We start from the raw sequence: 21,198 nt of genomic DNA on the forward strand, positions 1-21,198 counted from the left end.
GTTCGGCCTTTCTCGGGGGCGGGGCCGTGTTCGACACGTCCCCGGAAGGGGTCTGTGGACCCGGGGTTGTGGAAAGCGGGATCAGCGGGGTCGGTGGGCGGCCACGGCGCCCGAGGGACACCAGTCGGCCGCGGTCAGGGCGCGTTCGCTCGCCTCAGGGGGCACATCGGCACGGAGCACGACCACCAGGCCGTCGTCGTCCTGGTCGAACAGGTCCGGTGCTGCGCGCACGCACTGGCCCGCGCCCGCGCAGACCTCCCGGTCCGCGGTCAGGCGCAGGGTGGAACCTGTGGGCGTCACCATGAGACCGGAACCTCGTCCAGCCCGAAGATCGCCGAGGAAGAGCGGGCGGGCAGGTCCGCCAAGGCCAGTTCGGACCGGAGTGTGGGGACACGGTCGAACAGGACGCGCAAGGCGATCTCGATCTCCAGCCGACCCAGGTTCTGACCCACGCACTGGTGGGTGCCGTAACCGAAGGCGACGTGGTTGCGTTGGGCGCGCCGCACGTCCAGGCGCTCGGGTTCGGGGAAAACCTCGGGATCGTGGTCGGCCGCGCCGAGCAGGGCGATGTAGCCGTCGCCCGCGGGGATGGTGCCCGAGCTCAGGGGGATGTCCTCGGTGGCCACCCGCAGGGTGATCACGTCGGCCACGGACAGGTAGCGCAGCAGTTCGTCCACCGCGCCCGGCCACAGGTCGGGGTCCTCACGCAGGAGTGCCATCTGGTCGGGGTGTTCGAGCAGGGCCAACGCGGCCAGCGGGATCATGTTGCGGGAGGTCTCGTGCCCGGCGTTGAGGGTGATGCCGATCTGGGACAGCAGGGAGTGCCGGGTGATCTCGCCTCGGGCCAGGGGCCCGGTGGCCAGGCGGCTGATCAGGTCGTCCTGGGGGTCCTTCGACTTGTCGTCGATGAGCCGGTCGATCAGGCCGAACAGTTCGCCCAGGGCGGCGTTGACCTCTTCGGCGGTACTGTCCCGGCTGCCCGAGATCGAGGTGATGCGCCGGAAGAACTCCAGGTCATCCAAGGGGACGCCGAGCAGCCGGCAGATGACGGTGGTGGACACCCGGTTGGCGTAGTCGGCGACCAGGTCCGCCGGGGTCTGGCGACCGAGCAGGTATTCGACCTGTTCGGCGCACACGGCCTCGATCGCCGGACGCATCGCGCGCACTCGGCGGACGGTGAACTCCCCGACGAGCATGCGGCGCACACGGGTGTGGTCGGGTGGATCCATCCGGATGAAGGGGCGCAGTTCGGCGGCGACGGCCTGTTCCCCGTCCCCGAGCGCGGGGAAGGCTGGATGGCGGGCGTCGGAGCTCGCGGCCGGGTGGGACAGGGCCGCGCGCACGTCCTCGTGCCGGGTCACCAGCCACGGCCGTTTGCCGCTGGGGATTCGGGCGCGGGTCAGGCCGGGTCGCTCGCGCATCCCGGCGTAGTCGTCGGGAGGGGTGAAGGGGCAGGAGCGGACCAGGGGGAAGGGCGTGTCCTCGTGGGTCCGGACGGGTTCGGCGGCGGGGTCGGGCGCGGTGGCGGCGACGGGGTCGGTGAAGGGTTCAGGTGCGGGCCGGGTCATTCTCATGGCCTTTCGTGGTGGATGCGGGAGGGGTCGTGACGTCCGAAGTGGTCAGGCGCCAGCCGCGGGCGCGTTCACGGGTCCGGACGAAATCGGCGTGCCGCCCTCCCCGTTCGAGGAGTTCCTCCGGAGCTCCGGACTCCACGACGCGGCCCCCTTCGAGGAAGACGACCTGGTCGGCGGCGGCCACGGTGGCGGGGCGGTGGGCGATGACCAGCACGGTGCGCTCCCTGGCGAGTTCGACGGCTGTGCGTGTCACCAACGCCTCGTTCTCGGCGTCCAGGGCCGAGGAGGCCTCGTCCAGGACGATGACCGGCGCGTCCTTGAGCAGAGCCCGTGCGATGGAGACCCGCTGTTTCTGCCCGCCGGACAGTGCGGTTCCGCCCTCCCCGACCCTGGTGTCCCAGCCCTGGGGCAGGTCGGACAGGACCGTGTCGAGCCCGGACAGGGCCGCCACCCGGTCGAGGTGTTCATCGGTGGCGTCGGGGGCGGCCAGGCGCAGGTTCTCGGCGACGGTGGCGTCGAAGAGGTACACGTCCTGGAAGACCAGGGCCACGTGCCGAGAGAGTTCATCGCCGCCGATGTCCCGGACGTCGACCCCGCCGATGCGGACCCGGCCGCGGTCGGCGTCGTGAAAGCGGGCGAGCAGACGGGCCACCGTGGTCTTGCCGGATCCGGAGGGTCCTACCAGGGCGGTGAGGGTTCCGGGTTCGGCGCGCAGGGTGACCGCGTCCAGTGCCGGGGTGTCGTCCTTGCGGTCGTAGGCGAAGGTGACGTCGTCGAACTCCACGACCGCTCCCCGCGGCGGGACCGGCGACTCCGGTTCGGGGAGGGGTCTGGCGTCCAGGACGGCGTTGATCCGGTCGAGTTGGTTGGTGGCCATGCGCAGGGCGGCGCCCTGGTCGGCGGCCGTGGCCAGGGGGTGGGTGAACCGGGCCACCAGCACCAGCAGGGCCACGGCCAGGGCGGGGTCGAGTCCGCCGTCCGGGACGAGCACGACCGCGCACACCATGAGCAGCGCGAACATCAGCCGGACCGCGAAGGAGTAGACCGACATCACCGGGACGATGCGCAGCAGCAGACGGCGCGCGGCACCGTGTTCGGCGTTCAGGGCCCGATCCAGGCTCTGACCGCCTTGTTCGGTGCGGCCGAAGGCCCGCAACACCGGTTGGGACCTGGCGTACTCCAGGACCCGGGAGGCGGCCTCGTCCGAAACCATGTCCCGGGCGGCGTCGTTGCGCCCCACCGCGTCGTTGGACAGGGCGAAGACCATCCACACCACGGGCAGGCAGGCCGCGGCGGCCAGGGCGATCCGCCAGTCCCAGAGGAACAGCGCCAGTACCGCCACGACGGGGGTGACCACGGCGTCGGCCAGCGGTGGGTAGATGTGCACTGGCACGTTGGTGCTGCGGGACACCCCCTCGGTGACGACCCGGTTGAGCTCACCGACGCGGTTCCCGGTGAACCAGCCCAGGGGCAGCCGGACCAGGTGCTCCCCGATGCGGTGGTGCAGGCCACGGGAGATCGCCCCGCCCACCCGGAAGTTGACGAAGAGGCTGAGGGTGCGCAGCAGGGCGTAGACCAGGGCGGCCAGGGCCAGGGCCCCAGCCCAGCCCAGGGCCGCTCGGGGGCCCTGGCGCAGAAGTTCGGTCAGCACGGGCACCAGCAGGGCGAAGACCAGCCCCTGCAACGCCGAGACGAGCGTGGTCAGGGCCAGACTCCTCTTCACGGGACCGGCCTGTTCCGGTCCCAGGGCCCTGAGGAAAGCACGGATCACTGGTCTGCTCCCGGTTCGTCTCGTCGGTGTGCCTGGGCGCGCCAGAGTTCGGCGTAACGGCCGCCCCGGGTCAGGAGTTCGTCGTGGATTCCGATCTCCACCACCCGGCCCGCGTCCATCACCGCGATCTGGTCCACGCCGGTGACGGTGCTCAGTCGGTGGGCCACCACGAGGACCGTGCGGCCACGGGCGAGTTCACTGAGCGCGTCCTGGATGGCCGCCTCCGAGACCGGGTCCACGGCCGCGGTGGCCTCGTCCAGTACCAGGATCGGGGTGTCGGCCAGCAGGGCGCGGGCGATGGAGACGCGTTGGGCCTCGCCGCCGGACAGATCGGCGTCCTCCCCGACCACGGAGTCGTAGCCCCGCGGCAGGTCCTCGATCCGGTCGGCGATCTGTGCCGCGCGTGCGGCGGCCTCGATCTCCTCGCGGGTGGCTCCGGGACGTCCCAGGGCGATGTTGTCGGCGACCGTCTCCCCGAGCAGGCGGACGTCTTGGAGGACGAAGCCGACCGTGCGGTAGAGGTCGGCGATCTCGCGGATGTCGACTCCGCCGACGGTGATCGATCCGGTGTCGGCGTCGTGGAAGCGGGCGAGCAGGGCGGCCAGGGTGCTCTTGCCCGCGCCCGAGGGACCTACCAGAGCGGTCACGGTGCCCGTTTCCAGGACCAGGTCCACTCCGGCCAAGGCTCGGGGTGCCTCCTCCGTTGTCCCGTCGCCCGTCGCGTCGTCGGTGCGGTCGGTGTAGGAGAAGGACACGCCGTCGAAGACCACGCGGGCTTCCATCGGCGGTGTTTTTTCCCCCCGGTGCAGTGTGGGGGTGTCGAGTAGGGCCGTCACCCGCCCGGCCGCGGCCCCGGCCGCCTGGGTCTGCTGTACCCGGGAGCCGATCACGTTCATCGGCGCGCACAGGGCCGGAGCCAGCAGGGCGAAGGCCACGATCGAAACCGGTTCGGTCCACCCGGCGAGGGCGAACCCCACGCCCGCGAGCACGGTGACCACGGTGGCCATGGGCGCCGACAGCAGCAGGAAGGATCCGACCGTCACCGGGGTGGTGCCGCGTGACCAGTCCAGGAAGAAGTCCGCGAAGTCGTCGGCGGCGCGGGTGAAGCGCTCGTGGGAGCGCCGGTGGCCACCGAAATGCTTGACCACCTGGATGCCGTCCACGAACTCCACGGCGGAGGAGTTGATCCGGTTCATCGCCTCGGCGTACCGGGCCATCTTCGCCATGCTCCCGGCCATGGCGCGAGAGAACAGGAGGATCCCCGCCGCCACCAGCAGGACCGAGACCAGGGCCAGTCGCCAGTCCACGGTGAACAGGTAGACCAGGGCGACCAGAGGCACGGTGACGACCGAGGCCAGGTCGGGCAGGGTGTGCGCGACCAGGGAGTGGACGTCCTCGATGTCGTCGTGCACGGCCTTCTTGACCCGACCCGATCCGCGGCCGGTGAACCAGCCCAGGGGTACCCGGGACATGCGGTGGGCCAGGGCCCGGCGGACCGACAGCTGCATGTCGTTGTCGGCCAGGTGACCGACCAAGGTGGAGGCCGTGCCCGCGGCCGGTGCGGCGACCGAAGCGCTCACGGCGATGCCGAGGAGGAGCAACACGCGTGCGGTGTCCATCGTGCCGTCGGCCGCCGACGCGCGTGCGAGTTCGACCAGACAGATCAGCGGGACGAGCCCCAGCGCCGATGCCAGTCCCTGGAGCACCATCGCGGCCCCGATCCGCCCCCTGATGGGTCGCAGCAGGGTCCGCAACGGCGAAGGCGACCGCTGTTGCGCCGCCTTCGGCCCGGCCTCGCCGTTCGGTGCGGTCTGGGTCTGACTCATTTGACCAACACTCCGATCTCCGGGGTGGCCTCGCGCCCGCCGCCCGGCAGTGGCCGGAAGGTCAGCCCGGACTCCTCCGCCAGCCGGTCGACCCCGAAGGTCTCCCAGTCGTATTCGTCGTCGACGGTGCGCACCCGTTCGCCGTCGCGGAAGACCCGCCACTGGGTGCGCCAGCGCATGGTCAGTGGGCCGACCGGTTCACCGGAGATCCACCACTCGTAGACCTGGTCGCCGAGGGGCTCACGGCACATGCGCACGTAGGGGATGGAGCGGGGCGTGTCCACACCCATGAGCTCGACGAGCACGATCCCGCCCGGGGGCAGGCGGTCGGCCAATCGCCGCCACAGCTCCTTACGCTCCGCTCGGGGGATGTGGCCGGCCACCCCGAAGACCACCGCCGCCGAGATGGAGTCGGGCAGCGGTATCTCCTGTGCCGGTTCGGGCAGGACGGTGACCCGTCGGCGCAGGTCGGGGTCGGAGAACACCCGGCTGGTGAGTATCGCCCGCATGTTCGGCGAGGGCTCGGCCGAGTGAATGCGCGCAGTGGGCAGGATCTCGGCGATGGCGGCGGTGACCAGACCGGTACCCGCGCCGATGTCGACGACGGGACCGTGGCCGGTGTCCATGCCGGTCAGGACCGAACGCAGCACGGGTGTGCTGGTGGCCATGTGGCGGTGGCCGACGAGGTCGAAGAACTCGGCGGCCGGTGAGTAGTGGTCGATGGCTGGGATCGTTTCCTCCGGGAGAAAGGGGAAGTGTGGGTTCGCGTACGTGCGGCTCGGCCCCGGGTGGTTGCGCCCGTGGGATCAAGGTGTGCTGGGCCAGGCTCCCGAACCGCGGGACAAAGAGGGGTCGACCCGATCGACCAGGGCCGAGACCACTTGCTCCCGTTGCGGAGCGAGGTAGAAGTGGTCGCCGGGGAAGACCCTTACGTCGACGCTTCCGGTCGTGGTCTGCGACCAGCGCCGGGCCAGGACCGCGTCGACCTCGGGGTCGTCCTGGCCGAGGAAGACGCTGACCGGGCAGCTGAGGGGTGGCTTCGGGAACGGTCCATACCGCTCGATGAGCCGGTAGTCGTTGCGCACGTAGGAGAGCACCGCCTCCCGCAGGGTGGGTTCGGCCAGCACCTCACGGTCGGTACCGCCCAGCCGGATGAGTTCCTCGACGAGCGCGTCGTCGTCGGCCAGGTGGACCCGTCCGGGCGGTGCGTCGGAGGGTGCCCTTCGGCCCGAGGCGATCAGCCGTTCGGGCTCCGGGTGGCCCACATCGCGAAGTGCGCGGGCCAGTTCGTAGGCGACCGCGGAGCCCATGCTGTGGCCGAAGACGACGTAGGGGCGGTCCAGGAGCGGTGCCAGCTCCTGGGCCACGGCGTCGACCACGACCGCCATGTCGTCGACGGGCTCCTCCCCGAAACGGTCTTCCCTACCGGGGTACTGCACGCACACCAGGTCGACGGTGTGCGGCAGGACCGAGACCCAGGAACGGTAGGCGTTGGCGCCTCCTCCCGCGTGGGGCAGGCACACCAGCCTGAGACGTGCGGCGGGGCGGGGACGGAAGCGACGCAGCCAGCGATGGGCGGTGCTCACGGAATCTCCTCCAGGGCGGTGCGGCCCAGTTCGTCGGCGGTCGGCGGGCGGGGTGGATCGGGGCGGATGATCTCCGGGCGCCCCAACCGGGCGGTGGTGTCGTGCCACAGGCGGCACACGCCGAGGTCGAACTGACCCCTGGCCATCGGGTCGGTCCCGGCTCGGACGTCGGCGGCGAAACCGGTCAGCGCCCGTTCCAGGGCTCGGGGCCACAGGAGGTCGAAGACCTCCCGGTGGGTGGGGGCCGCGGTGCCCGCCAGGAGCGAGGTCGCCGGCTGGTCCAGGTGTTCGGTCCCCGGCCCGGTGGTGAGGAGTCGGCCGTGCTCGTCGCGGGGCGCGTACAGCCGGGGGTGCCACAGCACGGGGCCGTGGGTGTCGGCGAGGGTGAGGACCCCGTCCGCGGTTCCCAGGGCGAGGCGGTGCCAGAGCAGCGCGTGGTTGTCCCCGTCCGAGGGGTCCAGCTGGTTCTGCACCCGCAGGGTGAGCGGGACCCCGGCCACGGTCGCCTGGAGGACGCGGTAGGGCTGGGCGTGCGCCGCCAGGGCCATCACTTCGGGGTCGGCCTGGAGCGGGTGGCTCAGCGCCCACGGTCGGGGTCCGCCCAGGGCTCGGGCCAGGATGTCCAGGAGCGGGTGGAGCACCTGGATCGCGGAGGTGGCGTCGATGAACAGGAAGGGGCCGCTTCTGCGCAGGGCGCCGGCGGCCGCCAGGAACCGACGGACCGGCTCCACGTGGCGGTAGAAGGGGTTGAGGTGGTAGATCGCCCTGTTGCGCCGGGCCAGGCGCAGGGCTTCGGCCAGTTCGTCGTGGTGGACCGGGTGCTCCTGGATGACGTGGAGGCCGCGTTCGAGGAGGGAGCGGGCGAGTTCACCGCCCGCTCCCCCGGACACCGCCGATCCGACGACCACGCAGGCCGCGTCGATGTCGTCGGGGAGCTGGTCGGGGCCGGTGTACAGGGGCACCCCGAGTTCCTCGGCGTAGCGTCGCGAGTACTCCCCTCCCCGGGTGAGCAGCCCGCTCAGCCGAAAGGTGTCCGGCATGCCCCGCAGGGCCCGGACGTAGAAGCGCCCGAAGCCGGTACCGCAGACGACGACGCGCAGGGGTGGTCCGCTCACAGGGCGCCCTCCTCCAGGTCGGCGGTCGCGGCGCCCCGCCACAGGTGCAGTGCCGCGTCCCCGTCCCCGTCGAAGAGGGCCGCGACCGTGGGTTCGGGGTCGAGCACGTCGGCCGCGTGGTGGACCCCGACCGGTGTCTGGCCCCGGACCACCGCGGCGGTCGCGGCGGCCCCGACCCGGCCCGTCATCCGGTAGCTGTCCGTGAGGCGGGCGAGGAGGGTGTGCGTCGCGCCGGCTCCGTCGACCAACGAATAGACCAAGTGGTAGTAGGACGTGTTCCCGATCAGGTCCAGGTCGGCCGCGCGGCGCAGGCGCTCGGCCGTCTCCGATCCGACGTCGGCCCGGCCCACCGCCGAGGTGAGCACGGCCCTGGTCCGTTCGCCGGGGTGGACGTTGTACCAGTCCAGCCGGTGGAGTCCCATCGCGTCGGCCAGTCTCTGGGCCTCACCGGTCAGGAAGGGCTGGACGAAGGCGGTTCCCGGAAAGTGCGGGACACGGACCCCTTCCCGGGCGCGTAGAGCTCCTTCGGCGACGGCTCCGTCACGCCAGGCCGACAGTGGGTGCCCGAACACCGCCTCCGAGGCGCTTGCCCCGGGGAGGGAGAGGAGCAGGTCTCCGGCGGCGGCCCCGGTGCACCGTTCCAGGCCGCCGGCGTGGACGGTCATCTCCCGCAGTCCGTGGCCTCGTGCGAACCAGCGGGGCAGCAGCGCGGACAGGCCCGGCAGGACCCCGGCCGAGAGCAGGACACGGTGTTCCCCGGCCAGGGGTGAGCCGGTCAGGCGGTCCTGGACAGGGGTGTCCCCGGTGACGTCCACGTAGTCCGCGCCGGTGGCCAGGGCGGCCACCGCGACCCGGTCCAGGATCCGGTAGGAGGGCCCCGCGCAGTTGAGCACCACGTCGCAGCGGTGACAGAACGCTTCGAGGGACTCGGCCGAGTCCACGTCCACGGGGACCACCTCGACCGGGCCGCCGAGCCCATCGGCGAGTGTGTGCAGGGGATCGATGCGGCGGGCGCCCAGCACGAGCCTTCCATGCCCCAGGGAGCGCAGGGCGTACGCGGCGTGACGGCCGACCGCACCGGAGGCGCCCACCACGCCGATCACGGCGTCGCTGAAGGACCTCACCGGACCACGTCCCCTCCGGTGACGGCCTCCAGGTGCTTGAGCACACCGGGGGCGTAGGGGGCGCCCAGGAGACTGAAGTGGTCGCCGGGGACCTCGACGACGTCCAGGTCGCCCAGGACCAGGCGCTCCCAGTAGGAGATGACGCTCTCCTTGTTGCCGGGGAAGGGGTAGGCGCCACCGTGACGCAGGAAGGTGACGTCGCCCGCGTAGGGCTCGGGTTCGTACCGGGAGATGGCGAAGACGCTCTGCCGGAAGATGTGGAACATCTCGGTCAGTGCCTCGGGTGTGTAGGTCCCGGCGGAGGGCGGCACCGCGGCGCACATCCGCTCGATGCGCACCGCGCGCGGTACCTGTGCCAGGGCGTGGAAGCACGCCGCGACGTCGGCGTACTCCCCGGTCAGGCGTCCGATGGCGCCGTCGGGCAGCAACCCGGGAGTGTCGGCCAGGAGCAGGTCGGAGGCGGCCGAGACCCGGTTCTCGTCGGCGGGGAATCCGACCGCGACCGGGTCGATGCCCATCATGACGGCGAAGGCGTACTCGGAGATGAGTTCGTCGTCCAGGCGGAACGGCGGCCGGTGGGTGCTGATGGCGGTCAGGGAGGCCACCTCGGCGCCGGCCTCGGTCAGGGTCCGGGCGACCTCGGTGGCGATGAGCCCGCCCAGGCAATAGCCGACGACGTGGAAGCGGTCACCGCCCCGGTCGAGCAGGGCGCGGGCGTAGTCGGCGGCCCACCCCTTGATGACGGTGGCGGGTTCGGCGGCTTGGAAGGCCGCGACGTCGGGCAGTTCGAGGCCGACCAGGGTGGCCTCCGCGCGCGAGCGGCGCCGAATCTCGGTGATCAGGGAACGGTAGGGGATCAGTGTTCCGGTCCCGGCGTGGACCAGGGCGGTGACCGCGCCCCCACCGGGGCCGTTGAGGGGGACGTAGGGGTCGGCTCGGCCGGGTTCGGCGGCCTCGACCTGGCCGGACAGGTCCCTCAGGTAGGAGGCCAGGCCGGCGATGGTGGGGGTGCGGAGCATGTGGCGCAGGACCACCTCCCATTCGATGTCGCCGAGGTCGGGCAGGGCCTCGCCGAGTCGGCCCACCATGCGCGCGACCAGGAGGGAGTCCCCACCCAGGTCGAAGAAGTCGTCCTCGCGGCCGACGGTGGCGCGTTCGAGGAGGTCGGCCCAGAGGGCGCTCAGGGCTCGTTCGAGGTCGTCGCGGGGTTCGGCGGTGACCTTCACGGTGTCGGTGCCGCCCTCCTCCTCGGGCAGGGAGCGCACCAGGGCGGCCCGGTCGACCTTGCCGTTGGTGGTCAGCGGCAGGGAGTCGAGCAGCCCCCACCGGCCGGGGACCATGTACTCGGGCAGGCGTTCTGCGGTGTGCCGGACGAGTTCGTCGGCGGTGACGGGGACGCGGTCGGTCTTGAGCCTGGTCAGGTACAGGCTCTGCCCGGTTTCCGACAGGCGGTCGTCGGCGGCGGGCAGGACCAGGGGCTCGGTGGCCCCCGCCGATTCCAGGGCGGTCGCCCACTGCTCTCGGGTGAGGAAGGTCTGGTCCTGTTCGGCCCGCGCGTCCCGGTGGCCGCCGTCCAGGCCTTCCAGGAACTCCATGGAGACCAGGAGGGCCGGGTCCCGTTCGAGGGTGGTCTCGATGAACAGCAGGTGTCCTTCGGGGGCGAGCAGTTCGCGGACCCGTGCCAGGCCCGTACCGGCGTCGATGGCGTTGTGCAGGACGTTGGCGGCGATGACCACGTCGAAGGAGTTCGGTGCGTGTCCCTGGTCGGTGAGCGGACGGTTCAGGTCGAACAGTCCGAAGTCCACCCAGGGGAAGTCGGCGAATCGCTCCCCGGCCTCGTTGACGAAGAACGGCGACACGTCGGTGAACAGGTACTCCACGTCGTGTCCGGCGAGTGTCCGCACGACCTCCTCCGTGGTTCCACCGACCCCGGCACCGATCTCCAGGACCCGCAGGGGCCGATCGGAGGTCCTGGTGGAGGCCGCCTCGGCCAGGGCGGCGGCCGCCGCCGAGTTGAGGTGGCGGATGGCCAGGTTGTCCCGGTAGGCGCCGGCGGCCGTGTCCGTCCCGCTGCCGGGGAAGAGGAGTCCGCGCACGTCCAGGTCGCCGCGCAGGAGTTCGGGCAGGCGCTCCGAGCAAGTGCGCATGTACTCCAGGACCTCGGTCCCGTAGTCGACGGAACGCTCCAGCTCGTCCAGGCGGGTCCAGGCCCGGCCCTGGTCCCGGGCGGAGACTCGGGTGAGGCCCTCGAACCGGTCGCCCTCGCGGCGCAGCCGTCCGGCCTCGCACAGGGCGTGCAGCCACCGTCGCACCAGGCGGTGGTGGCGTCGATCGGTGTCCAGGGCCGCGATGACCTCGTCGACGGTGTGACCTGCCCCCTGGAAGAGGCCGGCCTCGGTGAGGGTGCGTGTGATGGCGCCCAGGGCCGTGGACCGCATCGCCTCGAGGAAGGTCTCCAGCGCGTCCCGGTCCAGGTCGTCGGTGGCGGCCGCGACCGCGCCTTCGGCGGCCGCGACCATCGCCTCGTCGGTGGTGCGGTATCGGCGCGGGCGGTGGCGTGCGGGCTCGACGAAGGCGGACAGCCTCCTTTCCTCCCGGCCGCCCACGGCGAGGACCGCGGCGGCGTGGACCGCCGGGTGGGCCAGCAGCGCGGACTCGATCTCGGCGAGTTCGACGCGGTGTCCGCGGATCTTGACCTGGTCGTCCTCGCGTCCCAGGAACTCGATGTCGCCGCCGGGGCGGTACCGGCCCAGGTCACCGGTGCGATACAGGCGTTCTCCGGTGTCCGGTCGGGTGACGAACCGTTCGGCGGTGCGGGCCTCGTCGCCCAGGTACCCCATGGCCACGCCCACGCCGCCGATGTGGAGTTCCCCGGGAACCCAGTCGGGGCGGTCTCGCATGTGCTCGTCCAGGACGTGGAAGGTCTGGTTGGCGAGCGGACGCCCGTAGGGGACGCTGGGCCAGGCGGGGTCGAGTTCTCCGATGGGGTGGTGGATGGACCAGATGGATGCCTCGGTCGCCCCGCCCAGGCTGAACATGGCCACCTCCGGCAGGTGGGCGCGCACCCGTTCGGGCAGGGTGAGCGGGATCCAGTCACCGGAGAGCATCGCCAGACGCAGTGAGGTGGGTGCGGCCGCGGAGGCGGTGGTGAGGTAGTCGACGAGCATCCCCATCTGGGCGGGCACGGAGTTCCACAGGGTCACCCCGTGTTCGGTGGCCAGCTCGGCCCAGTGGGAGGGGTCGCCGCGCCGTCCGGGTGCGGGCAGGACCACCGCGCCGCCCTCGGCCAGGGGACCGAACAGGTCGTACACGGACAGATCGAACCCGAGCGCGGCCAGCCCCAGGACGCGGTCCTGGTCGGTGATCCCGAACCTGCCGTTCACGTCGGTGATGGTGTTCAGGGCGGACCGGTGACTGATCATCACCCCCTTGGGGGTTCCGGTGGAGCCGGAGGTGTAGATGACGTAGGCCGGGTCGTCGGGGCTCACGGGCCGGGGCGGGACCCGCGTCGGGGCGGCTTCGGCTGGGACGGTGTCCACCTCGATGGTCCGGACGTGTTCGTCCTGCTCGTCGGTGCGCCCCAGCCAGGACTGGGTGAGGACGTGCTTCACCGCGGCGTCCCGCAGGATGGCCTCACGCCGGGCGGTGGGCTGGGTGGTGTCCACCGGAACGTAGACGGCCCCCAGGACCAGGGCCGCGTAGGCGGCGACGACCTGTTCGGCGCCCTTGTCCATGACGATGGCGATCCGGTCCCCCGGTGCGCAGCCCCGGGCCCGCAACGCCCCGACCACTCCCCACACGCGTGACCACAGGTCACCGTGGGAGAGCGTGCCGTCGACGCTGATGACGGCGGGGGCTCCGGGGTCGCGCAGGGCCGCGGCGAGGGGACGTTCGTGCAGCAGCGCGTCGGGCACGGGCGCATCGGTGGCGTTGACCCGGGCGCGCACCCGCTCCTGATGTTCGGGGAGGGCCACCGGGGACTTCTCGGCCCAGGTCTCGTCGTGCAGGGCCAGGCGGGTGAGGAGTTCGGTGTAGGCACCGAACGCGTCGGGGACCGTCCCCGACGGTAGGACGCCCTCGCGTACGTCCCACCGCACCCCCAGGGAGTCGCCGACGCGGGAGACCTGGCAGTCCAACCAGACCTGAGGGGTTTGGGACAGCCCGTGCACCTCGCGGTCGGCCCAGGACCCGGTCGGCGTCTTGGCCTTGGTCTTGGTGTGGGCCTCCGTCTCGGCGCTGAGCGCTCCGGTGAAGACCACCGGCATGAGCACGGCGTTCTCCTGGCGGCGGCGGGAGAGTTCGGCCAGCACCTCGTTGCCGGTGTACAGGCCGTGTTCGAGGTCCTCGGCCAGGCGGGCCTGTCGTGTGCGCGCGCGTTCGACGAAGGTCTCGCCGTCATCGGCGTGCACGGCCAACAGGGACAGGGAGGTGAAGTCGCCGATCAGCCGGTCGGTGTCCGGATGCAGCGGCAGGCGTTGGGACACGGGGAGGTTGAGCGTGAAGTCGGGTCTGCGGGACCACAGGGACAGGACCTCGGCGTAGGCGGCGAGCGCCACCGCTGAGGGGCTCAGGCCGTGCTCCGCGGCACGCTCGCGCAGGGCGTCCCAGAGGCGTGGCGCCAGGGTGGTGGACAGGCGGGTGAACCGGCCGGAGGTGTCGGTCGCGTTCTCGGCCAAGGGCGGTTCGGGGGCCGGGGGAAGTTCGTCGACACGCTCCGCCCAGTAGGCGCGGTCCCGCAGGTAGCGGGGTCCCTCGCGCAGGGAACGACGGGCGATGACGTAGTCGCGGAAGGTCGCTTCCAGGGCGGGCAGGGGGTGATCCGGGTCCTCGTATCGGGCCGCGAGCTCGTCCAGGAGCAGCCGGACGCCGGAGTAGTCGACGGCGAGCAGGTCCACGGACAGGTGCAGTCGCGCGCCGGTCTCGCCCCGGGTCAGGTGGAGGCGGACCAGTGGCCAGGTGGAGGGGTCGGGCACCAGATCGCGCATGCGTTCGCGGGTGCGGGCCGCGTGCAGGTCGAGGTCGGCGTCACCGATCTCGGTGACGGTCAGCGAATCCCCCGGTGCCTGGGGCAGGACCTGCTGGTGTCCCTCCGGGGAGACCACCACCCGCAGCATGTCGTGCCGGGCGACCAGGTCGTTCCAGGCCCGGCGCAGGCGAGCGGGGTCGAGATCGTCGAAGGCGAGCTCCACGTAGGCGTGGCAGGCCACCCCGCCGAAGTCGTAGGCGGAGCCGCGACCGATCAGGTAGGCGGTCTGCACGTCGGTCAGGGGGAAGGGCTCGTGGCGGGAGGCGGGGTCGGGGACCAGGGTCGGTTCGGACTCCTCGGCCAGGAGGGCGAGGACCTCCTCGCGGTGGTCCCGCAGCATCGTGCGGTCTTCGTCGGTGAGGGCGTTCTGTGGCGCGCGGAAGTGGACGCGCCCCTGCGAGGACCAGAGTTGGACCCCGCGGGAACGGAGGTCGTCGAGTAGTGCGGGCAGGGTCGCGGAGGTGGTGTGCACGGTGGGTTCTCCCGAAGAAGTGATGGGGGTGCGCCTGGGCGTGGGCTGGAGCGGCGGGCCCGGTGGGGGATCGGCGAACGGCGTCAGATCACCCCGGTCCGAACGTCGTCGCCGGTGTAGGCGCGGACCTGGTCGGCCAGGGCCGCCAGGGTGGGGTCGGCCAGGAAGGAGCGGACCGAGAGCCGGTCGTCGACCCGTTGGCGCAGCAGGGTCATCATCCGAACGGCCAGCAGGCTGGTCCCGCCCAGGACGAAGAAGTTGGCGTGACGGTCCTCGATCGGCGCCTGGAGCAACTCACTCCACAGCTGCGCGAGCATCTCCTCGGTGGGGCCCGTGAGGGGTTCGCCGTTCGGGCCGTTCCAGGCCGAGGCCGAGTCTTCCAACACCGTGGTGTCGACCTTGCCGTTACCGGTGAGGGGGAGCTCGTCCAGCACCGTCACGTGTCCGGGAACGGCGTGGCCGGGCAGGTACCGGGCCATGTGCCGGGTGAGTTCGTCGGGGGTGGGTGTGCCGGCGCCCGAGGCGACGAAGGCCGCCATCGTGCTGGTGCCCCGTTCCCCCAGGGCGACCACGGCGGCGCGGCGCACGTGCGGGTGCGCTTCCAGGGCCGCTTCGACCTCACCGAGTTCGAGTCGGTGTCCACCGACCTTGACCTGGCGGTCGGTACGTCCGAGGAACTCCAGGATCGTGCCGGGTCGGTAACGTCCCAGGTCCCCGGTCCGGTACCAGCGTCGTCCCTCATGTTCGACGAAGCGGTCCGCGGTGCGCTCGGGGTCTCCCCGGTAACCCAGGGCCACTCCGGCACCACCGATCCACAATTCCCCGGGCACCCAGTCGGGGCAGCCCCGCCCATGGGGGTCCACCACGCGGTAGCACTGGTTGCGCAGGGGGTACCCGTAGGGCACCGAGGGCCAGCCGCGAGGGACGTGCCCACCTTCGAACGCGTTGGACCAGATCCCCGCCTCGGTCGCCCCGCCCAGGGCCACCAGGTGCGTGCCGACGCCGTTGGCCCGGCGCAGGGCGGGGGCCAGGTCGGTACCGACCCAGTCGCCGGAGACCAGGGCCAGCCGTAGGGCATGGGGGAACCCGTCCTCGCGGGAGGCCAGGATCAGCATGTCCAGGAGTGCGGGGACGGTGTTCCAGACGGTCACCCCGTGGTCGGCGCACAGTGCGCGCCAGCGTTCGGCGTCGCGGCGCTCCTCCTCGTCGGGCAGCACCAGCGCGCCGCCCGCTCCCAGGAGTCCGAAGACGTCGTAGACCGACAGGTCGAAGTCGAGCGCGGACAGGGCCAGGACCCGGTCGCGAGGGCCGATGCGGTAGCGCTCGTTGATGTCGGCGACGGTGTTGAGGGCCGCGGCGTGACTCACCTCGACGCCCTTGGGCTCACCGGTGGAGCCGGAGGTGAAGATCGTGTAGGCCGCCTGAGCGGGGTCGGGACGTACCGGAGCCGCCAGGGGCGCGGACTCCAGCAGGGCGGCCACCGTCACCGATCGTGGGGCGCCGGTTCCGTCACCGATCGCCCAGGCCGTGCCCGCCGTCCGGTGCACGCGTTCACGGCGCAGCTCGGGTTGGCCCACCCCGATGGGTACGTACACGGCTCCGGCGGCCAGTGCTCCCAGGACCGCGCAGACCTGGTCGGGTCCCTTGGGCAGGCAGATCGCCACCGCGTCACCGACGCGAACCCCACGTTCCGTCAGACCGGAGGCGATCCTCAGGGCCCGGTCGGCGACCTGACCATGGGTGAGGGTCTCCTGGTCCGTGATGAGGGCGGGGGTGTCCGAGCGTTGGGGGACACCGTCGAAGAAGGCGTCCTGCAACAAGCCCGCGGGCGGGTCCGTCGCGGGTCGGTGGGCGGACGCCCTGGATCGGCGCTGTCCCTCGGGCAGCAGGGTCGCCACCGCGTGGTCCCAGGCCCGCTCCCCTTCTCGGGCCAGGGTGCGCAACATGTCGAGGTAGGCGTCGAACATGCCGTCCAGCACGCCGGGACGGAAGAGCTCCTCGACCGCGTCCCAGGAGACCTCCAGGGTTCCGCCGCTCTCCATCACCTGGTTGTCCAGGTGGACCTGCGGCGATTGTGACAGCCCCCAGACCCGTCGGGGGAACTCGGCGGACCGGTCCATGGACACGCCCGAGCCCACCCCCAGGGATCCGGTGAACACCACCGGGATCCCGGGTCGGGAGGTTCCGGTATGCCGGGCGAGTTCGCGCAGCACCCATTCCGCCGAGGCCTCCCGGTGGTCCAGGTCTTGGCCCAGAAGATGTTGGAGCGCCCGGGCCGCCGCGATCGGGCGCTCTCCGGGCCGGCGCCGGTAGGAGGTCAGGGAGAGGGAGGTGAAGTCCCCCAGGACACGTTCGACGTGAGGATGCAGGTCCTGGCGGTTGAAGAGGGTGAGGGTCACGCTCAGGTCGGTCTGGCCGCTCCAGGCGCTCAGGACCTCTCCGTAGCAGGCCAGGAGCAGCGTCGAGGGGGTGATCGCGGCCCTGCGCGCCAGCTCGGTGAGGGCACTCCACTCCTGTGGGTCCAGGCGTTGCGAACGTCTGGTGAACCGGGGCCGTTCGATCTGGTCCGGGTCCACGCGCAGGGGCAGGTCCGGAGCGGGAGGCAGCTCGGTGATCCGCTCCCGCCAGTACTGGCGGGAGCGCTTCTCCGCGTCGGGATCGGTCTCGACCTGGGTGAGGTAGTCGCGAAACGTCACGTCCACCGGTTCCAGGCGCGCGTCGGGTTCGCGGTAGAGCAGGTCCAGTTCGGTGTAGAGGGTCATGATGCTCAGTGCGTCCAGCACCAGGTAGTCCAGACCCACCCCGAGCCGGACCCGTTCGACGCCCTCGCGTGTGTAACGCAGGGCGCGCACGTCGAACAACGGCCACCGGGTCGGGTCCAGGACCTGGTGGGCCATGGTGTCGCGGAAGGTTTCGAGCGCGGGCCCGGGATCATCCTGTTCGCGAGCGTCGGTCACCAGGACGCGTACGGGCGGAGCGCCGGGCAGGACCCGCTGGTTCCCGTCGGCGTCGAACACCGCTCTGAGCATGTCGTGTCGGGCCACGAGACGGTCCAGGGCGTGTTCGATGCGCCGGAGGTCGACGTCGTCGCCGTCGAACTCGGTGTAGTGGTAGGTGCCGACCCCGCCCAGGGTGAAGTCCTGGCTGCGGCCGGTCAGGTAGGCCCGTTGGACCCCGGTGGCGGGGAACGGGTCGTGACGCGTGTCGGCGTCGTGGTGGATGCGCCGGTCGTCGGTGGCCTCGCCGCGTTCGGTCAAGGTGGCGGCGAAGTCCTTGAGCACCGGGTGGGCGAACAGTCGAGACACACGCGCCCCCACGTGGCCCGCGCGGCGGAGGGCGGCCACGGCGCGCGTGGCCAGGAGCGAGTCGCCGCCCAGGGTGAAGAAGGAGTCCGTGCGGGCCGGTTCCGGTGTGTCCAGCAGCTCGGACCAGATCCGGGCGACCAAGGCCTCGGGCTCGCCCTGAGGGGGCTCGTGCCGACCGGTGCCGCCGGAGAGATGCTCCCGTAGGAGTCGGGCGACGGCGGCGCGGTCGGGTTTGCCGTTCGGGGTCAGCGGGACCTCGGAGAGTTCCAGCACCGGCTCGGGGACCATCGCCGGGGGCAGCAGGGCGCGCAGGTGTTCGGCGAGCGTTTGGAGCCGTTCGGTGATGTCGTTCCCGACTGCCTTGCGCGGGACGACCACGGCGGCCGGCCTGGGGGCTGGGCTGTCGAGCACGACGGCCACCGCGGCGCGAACGTCGGGATGGGTGGTCAGGGCGGCCTCGATCTCACCGGTCTCCATCCGCACACCGTTGACCTTCACCTGGTGGTCGGTCCTGCCCAGGAACTCCAGGGAGCCGTCGGGGAGGTGGCGGGCCGAGTCCCCGGTGCGGTACCAGCGTCGGCCGCGGTCGGCGACGAAGCGTTCGGCGGTCAGGTCAGGGTCTCCCCGGTACCCGCGGGCGAGCCCCGCGCCCGCGACCCACAACTCTCCCGGGACCAGGTCGGGGCGGTCGCGACCCTGGACGTCCACCACACGGCAGGAGACTCCGGGCAGTGGAAGCCCCCAGGGCACGCAGGTCCAGGAGGGGTCGGTGTCGTGGACCTCCAACAGGGTGGAGTGGACTGCCGCCTCGGTCATGCCGCCCAGAGCGAGGAAACGGCACTCGGGGGCCTGGGTCCGCAGCCGGTGCGCGAGGGCGGGCGGGATCCGGTCACCGCCCAACAGCACGGCCCGTAGGGGCGGCATCGGTGCCGTACCGGTCTCCACCGCCGACAGGAGCATGTCGAGGAAGGCGGGTACGCAGTTGAGGACGGTCACCGCCGCCTCCGACGCGGCCCGGGCCCAGCGTTCCGCGTCACGACGATCGGTCGACTCGACCAGTACCGCCGCACCTCCCACGGACAAAGGCGCGAACAGGTCGAAGACGGACATGTCGAAGTCGTACTCGGCCAGGCAGAGCGCCCGGTCGTCTCCACCCGCGCCCAGGGCGGTGGTGAGCACGTCGATGGTGTGGGCGGCGGAGCGGTGTTCGATCTCCACCCCCTTGGGGTGACCGGTGGATCCGGAGGTGAACAGTACGTAGGCCACGGAGTCCGGTGACGTGTTCCGTTCCGTTCCCGGTGCCAGGTCCCGGATCTGTTCGACGGTGAGGACGGGCACCTGGGAACCGGTCAGGAGGTCGGGGGCGTCGGTGATCACCAGTTCGGGGGCGCCGAGCGTCAGGATCCGGTCGCGCCGCACCACGGGCTGGGCCCGACTCACCGGGAGGTAGGCGCAGCCGGCGGCGAGTACCCCCAGGATCGCGGCGACCTGGTCCGCTCCCCGCGGCAGGTGCACGGCGACGGTCGCTCCGACGGGCACCCCGGCCTGGACGGCTCCGGCCACGCGTAGCGCCAGATCGGCCAGGCCACCGTAGGTGAGCGCCTCCCCGGAGGTCGACACCAGGGCGACGTCCTCGGGACGGGTGCGCGCGTGGGCGAAGAAGGGTGCGTGGAGCGGGCGAGGGGCGGGTTCGGGGAGGTCGAGGGCGGTCGTGGCTCGGGCCCGCACCTGCGCGTTCGAGAGGAGGGGCTCGAAGCGGCTCTCCCACACCCGCGGATCGTCCACCAGACCCTCGACCAGGTCCCGGTAACAGTCGAAGGCCTCCTCCATGGTGCCGGGCTCGAAGGCGCGCGCACGCAGGTCCCAGTTGAGCAGTAGTCCTTCGTCGAGTTCGGTGACCTGGGCGTCCAGGAGGACCTGGGGACCCTGGGAGATGATCCAGGAGGGGTGGCCGAAGCACTCCTGGACGTCGTCGGTGAACAGGGGCCCCAGCCCGATGGCGCTGGTATAGACCACCGGTGCCAGTACCGGGGTTCCACCGTTGCGACGGGTCAGGTCACGGAGCACCTCCACTCCCCCATAAGCGCCGTGGTCGACGGCACGGTGCAGGTCGCCCTGGATGGTGCGGGCACGTTCGACGAACGTCATCGGGGCACCGGTGTCCACGCCCAGCAGCACGGAACTGCTGAAGTCGCCGATGAGCCGGTCGATCTGCGGGTGCAACGGCGCACGGTCGAACAGCGGCAGGTTGAGACTGAAAGCCGGGTCGGCGTTCCAGGCGCCGAGCACCTCGGCGAAGGCCGTGGCCAGGGCGGCGGCGGGGGTGATCCCGAAGTCACGGGACCGTCGCTCGAACGCTCGCGCCCGTTCCGGGGTGAGCCGGTGGTGCAGACGGCGGGAGCGGGTCATGGGGTCCGTGGGACGGGCCGGGGCCTCGGCGTCGGGGCGGACCGGCAGGGTGGGCGGAGACGGAATCTCCGGCAGGCGCGTCTGCCACCAGGCGCGTGCCCGTTCACGTTGTTCGCGCCCGCGCTCACGCCGGTCGACGAGGTACTCGGCGAAGTCGTACTCCAGGGGCGAAGCGTCCACTCCCAGGTAAGCGCCGCGCAGGTCCTCCAAGAGCACGCGAAGGCTGAGTGCGTCCGCGACGATCATGTCGAGATCCACGTGCAGTCGGGTGGCGCCCCCGGGGAGCAGGCTCAGGGCGATGTCCAGGACCTCGCCGGCGGCGACGTCCATGCGTCGGTGGGTGGCCTCCTCCCTGATCCGCTCCAGGGTCCGTTCGACCCCGGTCGCGGGCAGATCGCGTAGGTCGTGCACGGTGACCACGGGTTCGGCCCCGACGGGTTCGACACGTTGGTGGCCGTCGTCGTCGAATCGGGCCCTGAGCATCGGGTGGCGGTCCACCACGATCCGAAGCGCCCGCGCCAAGCGGTCGGGGTCGATCCCGGCGCCGTCGAACTCGGTGTAGAAGTGGGCGGCCACGGCGCCGAGGGGTTGGTCGTCCTGCCGGCCGATCCAGTAGGCGTGCTGCATGGTCGCCATCGGGAACGGTTCCCCCTCGGCCCGCTGTCGGGCGTTCCCCGAAGGCTCCGGTAGGTGGGCCGCGTGTGCCTGGTGGAGCAGCGCGGTCCAGGCGGCGACCGTGGGCACGGCCGAGAGGTCCGCGAAGGTGACGTCGAATCCGTTCTCCCTCCAGGCACCCGAGAGCCGGATCATCCCGAGTGAGTCGAGCCCGTGCTCGAAGAGGTCGTCGGTGTCGACGAAACCCCTGGTTCCGAGTACTTCGGCCACCTGTTCGCGAATGGCCTCGATCACCGGTCCGGCTTCTCTGGTCACTGAACCGCGCACCCCCTGTGGTCACGTTGAATCCGACAAGCAATAATGAAAACCGTTTTC

Annotated in this window: 10 protein-coding genes; all 10 read right to left on the bottom strand. The window is 71.6% G+C overall.

Annotated elements, in window-relative coordinates:
- Positions 1–81 precede the first annotated feature (81 nt).
- Positions 82–303, bottom strand: coding sequence for a ferredoxin (locus NLI01S_RS03455; protein WP_157090938.1), 222 nt, complete (start codon positions 301–303; stop codon positions 82–84).
- On the bottom strand, positions 297–1,568 hold the full coding sequence (locus tag NLI01S_RS03460) for a cytochrome P450 (protein WP_223809092.1): 1,272 nt from the start codon (positions 1,566–1,568) through the stop codon (positions 297–299). The genes NLI01S_RS03455 and NLI01S_RS03460 overlap by 7 nt, the downstream gene beginning before the upstream one ends.
- On the bottom strand, positions 1,549–3,345 hold the full coding sequence (locus NLI01S_RS03465; RefSeq protein WP_067599022.1) for an ABC transporter ATP-binding protein: 1,797 nt from the start codon (positions 3,343–3,345) through the stop codon (positions 1,549–1,551). The genes NLI01S_RS03460 and NLI01S_RS03465 overlap by 20 nt, the downstream gene beginning before the upstream one ends.
- Positions 3,342–5,171, bottom strand: a complete 1,830-nt coding sequence (locus NLI01S_RS03470) for an ABC transporter ATP-binding protein (protein ID WP_067599025.1) — start codon at positions 5,169–5,171, stop codon at positions 3,342–3,344. Before NLI01S_RS03470 ends, NLI01S_RS03465 begins: the two co-directional genes overlap by 4 nt.
- Positions 5,168–5,839, bottom strand: coding sequence for a class I SAM-dependent methyltransferase (locus tag NLI01S_RS03475; protein ID WP_067599028.1), 672 nt, complete (start codon positions 5,837–5,839; stop codon positions 5,168–5,170). Before NLI01S_RS03475 ends, NLI01S_RS03470 begins: the two co-directional genes overlap by 4 nt.
- Before the next feature lie 138 nt (positions 5,840–5,977).
- A complete protein-coding gene (locus NLI01S_RS03480) occupies positions 5,978–6,757 on the bottom strand; it encodes a thioesterase II family protein (protein ID WP_067599031.1) in 780 nt (259 codons plus the stop codon).
- Positions 6,754–7,872: a Gfo/Idh/MocA family oxidoreductase gene (locus NLI01S_RS03485; RefSeq protein WP_067599034.1), complete on the bottom strand. Its 1,119-nt coding sequence runs from the start codon at positions 7,870–7,872 to the stop codon at positions 6,754–6,756. The genes NLI01S_RS03480 and NLI01S_RS03485 overlap by 4 nt, the downstream gene beginning before the upstream one ends.
- Positions 7,869–8,996: a saccharopine dehydrogenase NADP-binding domain-containing protein gene (locus NLI01S_RS03490; protein ID WP_067599037.1), complete on the bottom strand. Its 1,128-nt coding sequence runs from the start codon at positions 8,994–8,996 to the stop codon at positions 7,869–7,871. The genes NLI01S_RS03485 and NLI01S_RS03490 overlap by 4 nt, the downstream gene beginning before the upstream one ends.
- Positions 8,993–14,494, bottom strand: a complete 5,502-nt coding sequence (locus NLI01S_RS03495) for a non-ribosomal peptide synthetase (RefSeq protein WP_084392280.1) — start codon at positions 14,492–14,494, stop codon at positions 8,993–8,995. The genes NLI01S_RS03490 and NLI01S_RS03495 overlap by 4 nt, the downstream gene beginning before the upstream one ends.
- Positions 14,495–14,577: 83 nt before the next feature.
- Positions 14,578–21,138 carry a non-ribosomal peptide synthetase gene (locus tag NLI01S_RS03500; RefSeq protein ID WP_223809093.1) on the bottom strand — a complete coding sequence of 2,187 codons (6,561 nt, stop codon included), beginning with the start codon at positions 21,136–21,138 and terminating at the stop codon, positions 14,578–14,580.
- Positions 21,139–21,198 lie beyond the last annotated feature (60 nt).

This window comes from Nocardiopsis listeri NBRC 13360 (assembly GCF_001570765.1).
Lineage (GTDB): Bacteria > Actinomycetota > Actinomycetes > Streptosporangiales > Streptosporangiaceae > Nocardiopsis > Nocardiopsis listeri.